We start from the raw sequence: 4427 nt of genomic DNA, 5'->3' as shown, positions 1-4427 counted from the left end.
ATCTATTTCAAAGCAGTCCGAGTTGTTCCAGTTTTGTCTGGCGACCATAGAGACGTGGAACCACCTGATCCCATCCCGAACTCAGTAGTGAAACGCGTCATCGCCGATGGTAGTGTGGGGTCTCCCCATGTGAGAGTAGGTCATCGCCAGGCACTTAATACTTAAAAAACCCCTGTCACTTCGTGCCAGGGGTTTTTTATTGACCTAATAAAAGTTACTTCAGCTTTGCTTTTACCCATTCGACGGTGTTAAATACGGACCTTAATCAATCTTGATGGTAATGCCTAAGAATGTATACAGAAGTGGACATCAGAAAGTTGGCCTGGCAGTGTCGCCGTGGCATGTTGGAACTGGATATCCTGCTGGAGCCATTTGCCAAAGAAGCCTTTAGTGAGCTAGCGGAAGAGGATCAGGACCGATTCGTTAAATTACTCGCCTGTGAAGACCAGGATTTATTTGTTTGGTTTATGGAAAGGGACGTGCCGGAAGATCCGGACTTGCAAAGGATTGTGAGGATTATACTTGAGCGGGTTCAGCCAGCTTAGTTTAACAGTTAATGATTTCAGATCGTTGACGCTCAGTTTGACAGGTATACATCTGTGTGCCTGTCTTGCCGTGTTAGTCGCGGCTGTACCTCTGCTGCTCAAGTTGGGCGGTGTGTTGCTTTGTGTAGTATCCCTGTGGCGTTCTCTGCATGAAATTCTGGCTGGTGATAATTATATTACGGCATTAAGCTGCTGTCCGGATGAAGGTTGGCTGCAAGTCTATAGCCGCAAGGGTAGTGTGTTTAATATTGAGTGCATCAACCACTATGCTTCGCTACCCTTTTTACTTGTATTGTCTGTGTGCGATGACCGTGGGCGCAGGCACTGGTTCCTGCTGCCACGGGATGCGATCTCATTTAATCAGTTTCGTCGTTTGAGAGTTTTTTTAATGTATCATCGCACCTTACCGAATCAGGCCAGGCAAAGTTCAGTGGAGCAATAAGCGTGTCAGATGCTTCTGCCGTCTGTTCAGGATAATCCTTGGTGAAGTGGAGTCCGCGGCTTTCTCTGCGTTGCATCGCGCACAAAATAATTAACTCTGCTACCGTTGCCAGATTGCGTAATTCTATGAGGTCACGGCTGATTTTGTAATTTGAATAATATTCGGCTATTTCCTGTTTTAGCAGGTGTATGCGATGTTTAGCGCGCTCAAGACGCTTCGTGGTCCTCACTATGCCAACATAATCCCACATGAATCGGCGTAGCTCATCCCAGTTGTGTGAAATAATTACATCTTCATCTGAATCAGTGACTTGAGACTCGTCCCAATCCGGTATTTTGATATTTGTATTGTTCAATTGTGATAGCGGCAGGCTGGATATGTGCTGTGCAGCTGATCTGCCGTATACAACACACTCTAATAATGAATTGGATGCGAGCCGATTGGCACCGTGCAAACCTGTAAAGGCCGTCTCACCAATGGCATAAAGACCAGGAATGTCCGTGCAGCCATATTCATTGCTGACAATACCACCGCAAGTGTAGTGTGCGGCAGGCACAACAGGAATTGGCTCGCGGGTAATATCAATACCAAAGTCCAGGCATCGTTCATATATTGTCGGGAAATGCTCTTTAATAAAGCTCGATGATTTGTGTGATATATCTAAGTAGACGCAATCGCAACCCAGTCGCTTCATCTCATGGTCAATGGCACGTGCGACTATGTCGCGGGGTGCAAGCTCTTCGCGGGTATCAAATTTGTGCATGAATCGACTGCCATCAGGTAGTTTTAAAATACCACCTTCTCCACGCAGGGCTTCAGTAATGAGAAAAGATTTTGCCTTGGGGTGATAAAGGCAGGTTGGGTGGAATTGATTGAATTCCATATTGGCAATACGGCAGCCGGCACGCCAGGCCATAGCAATGCCATCACCGGTAGTGCCATCATTATTACTTGTGTAGAGGTAGGCCTTTGATGCGCCGCCTGTAGCGAGAATGACTGTAGGCGCCTTAAAAACACTTACGTGACTGGTTTGGTGATTAAGCACATAAGCACCGATGCAGCGATTTTCAGCAAGCCCCAGTTTACGGCGAGTGATTAGATCAATGGCAATATGGTGTTCGTAGATGTCGATATTTTCATGAGTCAGCGTGTTGCGGATTAATACATCATGCACCGCGCGACCTGTTGCATCAGCGGCATGAATAATGCGTCGGTGTGAGTGCCCACCTTCGCGCGTCAGGTGGTAACCTTGTTGATCACGAGTAAAAGGGACACCTTGTTGTATAAGCCATTGAATGGCTGGTGGACCATTGCGAATGGTGTGCTCTATAGCTGGTCGCTTGCTAAGAAATGCCCCTGCCACCCAAGTGTCCTGAATATGACTGTCACAATTGTCTTCCGGGTCGAGTACAGCGGCAATTCCCCCCTGTGCAAGCCAAGTGGAGCCTGCTTGTAAGGTACTTTTGCTGAGTACGGCTATGCGTGCTGTGTCTGCCAATTGCAGTGCTACTGTTAATCCGGCTGCGCCGCTACCGATTACCAGCACATCATAGTTTTTTGCTTCAGTCATTGCTTGCGCCTGCTGCTTTAATAAGTCCTTTGAACATTATGCCGTTCTCTGCATTAATACGTTAGTCTTGTTTGAAAAAAATTAACCGCTATTGGAACTAAGCGGCATGTGGTGACTCGAATTAGGAGAGTTAAAATCTGCGGCACTGGGGTTGAATGAAAGCTGGCTTAACCACATACTGATTTTTGTATTTAATAAATAGGTTATATGAACCGGCTTGTAAGGATTTTAAGTGTCTAAAGATAGCCAGGTAAGTGCTGATCAGCTGCTGGTGGAGCGCGTTCAGGCAGGTGACAAAACGGCGTTTGATCTGCTGGTAAAAAAAATACCAGCACAAAAATTTTTTGGCTCATCTCTCGCTATATATACGATCATCATGAGGCGATGGATGTGGCGCAGGAGGCTTTTATTAAAGCCTACAGGGCACTGCCTAATTTTCGTGGTGATAGTGCGTTTTATACTTGGTTGTATCGGATTGCCATTAACACGGCCAAGAATTATCTGGTAGCCAGGGGACGCCGTCCACCGGACACGGATATAGATGCTAATGACGCTCAGTATTTTGAATCTGATTCGGATTTAAGGCAGATCGAAAATCCTGAGAATGCGTTGTATCGAGACGAGTTGCAACGCGTGATCAACCAGGTTCTGGACCGGCTTCCTGAAGATCTCAGAGTGGCATTAACGCTGCGAGAGTTTGAAGGGTTGAGCTACGAAGAGATAGCCAATGTAATGGACTGCCCTGTGGGTACGGTGAGATCCCGTATCTTTAGAGCCAGGGAAGCCATAGATAACGAGATAGCGCCGCTGCTCAGTACCGACTGAGACCAGCGACCTGTAATAAGCTGAGGTGACAGCATGAGTGAGCACAAACAGTCCCTATCCGCGCTCATGGATGGTGAAGTAAATGAGCTGGAATTACGGCGGTTGCTCAAGCACGCCGACCGAGATCCTGCATTGGCGCAACAATGGCAGCGGTATCAACTGAGTGCTGCCTTGCTGAAAAAAGAGCCTGCCAGTTTGGCTGGTAATGAATTGAGTAGTCGAGTAATGGCGGCTATTGCAGACGATACTGCCGGGGCTCTTGCGCAAGACAAGCAAGGGGTGTCTGGCGGCTTTTCTGGCATGTACCGATCACTTGCCAGTATGGCTGTAGCGGCCTCGGTGACGGCGGTTGTGATTCTGGGTCCAGGCTGGCTTGCCGGTGATGCACAAACGCTTCAGACGCAACCAGTAACCGCTGCAGCAACTCAGAATGTGCCACGTAATAGCCTGGCTCAGCCTGTTACCTTTGGCAGTCGTCCGGTTGCACCTTCCTATCAGGGCTCAATGTTGGCCAATGACGCTGAGATGATTCGCTCACCTGCGGGTATGCAGCGTTATATTGATCAACACTTGTCTTTAATGGATGAACGTCCACCACAATGGGAACTAGGCTGGTTGCCAGAAGGCTACCAAAATATCCGTCATCAAGTAACACAGGCAGGTGAAGTCATGGTGTTCTCCAATGGGCGTAAGGCGTTTTCAGTCAGTGTGGAGCGACTGGGTCAGCAAACTGTGCCTGAAGGCGTTACGGACGCGGGTGACTTTATTGCATTGGGATTGCACATTGATGACCGCTTTGTGACGGTTGTCGGAGATATGCCTATCATGGTAGCTGAGCGTATTGCTTCATCTGTTGTTTCAGGTCGGTAGAACTCATGTTGGAAGAAATGGCCCTGGTTAGCGAAGTTCACTCCGATCACATCGTGATTGAGACCAGTCGCTTGAGTGCGTGCCACTCTTGCCAAGCCAGCGAAACTTGTGGCCAAAAAAAGCTGGCAGGGTTATTTGGTAACAAATCATCTTTTTTAAAAATTCAAAACCCTTC

Annotated in this window: 5 protein-coding genes, 1 rRNA gene and 1 pseudogene; 6 read left to right on the top strand and 1 reads right to left on the bottom strand. The window is 47.9% G+C overall.

What is annotated here, in order from left to right:
* Nucleotides 1–36: 36 nt before the first annotated feature.
* The 3 genes from rrf (at nucleotide 37) to LH51_RS24690 (ending at nucleotide 987) form a co-directional block, all read left to right on the top strand.
* Nucleotides 37–152 (top strand): 5S ribosomal RNA (gene rrf, locus LH51_RS06460).
* 138 nt (nucleotides 153–290) lie between these two features.
* Nucleotides 291–545, top strand: a complete 255-nt coding sequence (locus LH51_RS06455) for an FAD assembly factor SdhE (protein WP_036520833.1) — start codon at nucleotides 291–293, stop codon at nucleotides 543–545.
* Nucleotides 546–615: 70 nt separating this feature from the next.
* Complete coding sequence (locus LH51_RS24690) at nucleotides 616–987, top strand: protein YgfX (RefSeq protein WP_442934816.1); 372 nt, start codon at nucleotides 616–618, stop codon at nucleotides 985–987.
* On the opposite strand, the gene nadB is transcribed toward LH51_RS24690, so the two are convergent.
* Nucleotides 902–2557: an L-aspartate oxidase gene (nadB, locus tag LH51_RS06450; RefSeq protein WP_052063524.1), complete on the bottom strand. Its 1656-nt coding sequence runs from the start codon at nucleotides 2555–2557 to the stop codon at nucleotides 902–904. The two genes, LH51_RS24690 and nadB, sit on opposite strands and share 86 nt — an antisense overlap.
* Nucleotides 2558–2789: 232 nt before the next feature.
* Between nadB and rpoE the strand changes: the two are divergent.
* From rpoE to LH51_RS24685, 3 genes and pseudogenes are all read left to right on the top strand, one after another.
* Nucleotides 2790–3382: pseudogene (rpoE, locus tag LH51_RS06445) on the top strand (RNA polymerase sigma factor RpoE).
* Between the two features lie 33 nt (nucleotides 3383–3415).
* Complete coding sequence (locus LH51_RS18955; RefSeq protein WP_052063523.1) at nucleotides 3416–4252, top strand: MucB/RseB C-terminal domain-containing protein; 837 nt, start codon at nucleotides 3416–3418, stop codon at nucleotides 4250–4252.
* A gap of 5 nt (nucleotides 4253–4257) precedes the next feature.
* On the top strand, nucleotides 4258–4427 hold a 170-nt coding region (locus tag LH51_RS24685; protein ID WP_144244198.1), incomplete at its 3' end, for a SoxR reducing system RseC family protein.

It is taken from the genome of Nitrincola sp. A-D6 (assembly GCF_000764495.1).
GTDB lineage: Bacteria > Pseudomonadota > Gammaproteobacteria > Pseudomonadales > Balneatricaceae > Nitrincola.
The sequence above is the reverse complement of the archived record's forward strand: the minus strand, read 5'-3'. Positions and strand labels throughout refer to the sequence as shown.

Excerpts from the sequence above, each read along its gene's own strand:
- nadB (WP_052063524.1), bottom strand. The coding sequence starts at position 2,557 with ATGACTGAAGCAAAAAACTATGATGTGCTGGTAATCGGTAGCGGCGCA.
- LH51_RS18955 (WP_052063523.1), top strand. The coding sequence starts at position 3,416 with ATGAGTGAGCACAAACAGTCCCTATCCGCGCTCATGGATGGTGAAGTA.
- LH51_RS06455 (WP_036520833.1), top strand. The coding sequence starts at position 291 with ATGTATACAGAAGTGGACATCAGAAAGTTGGCCTGGCAGTGTCGCCGT.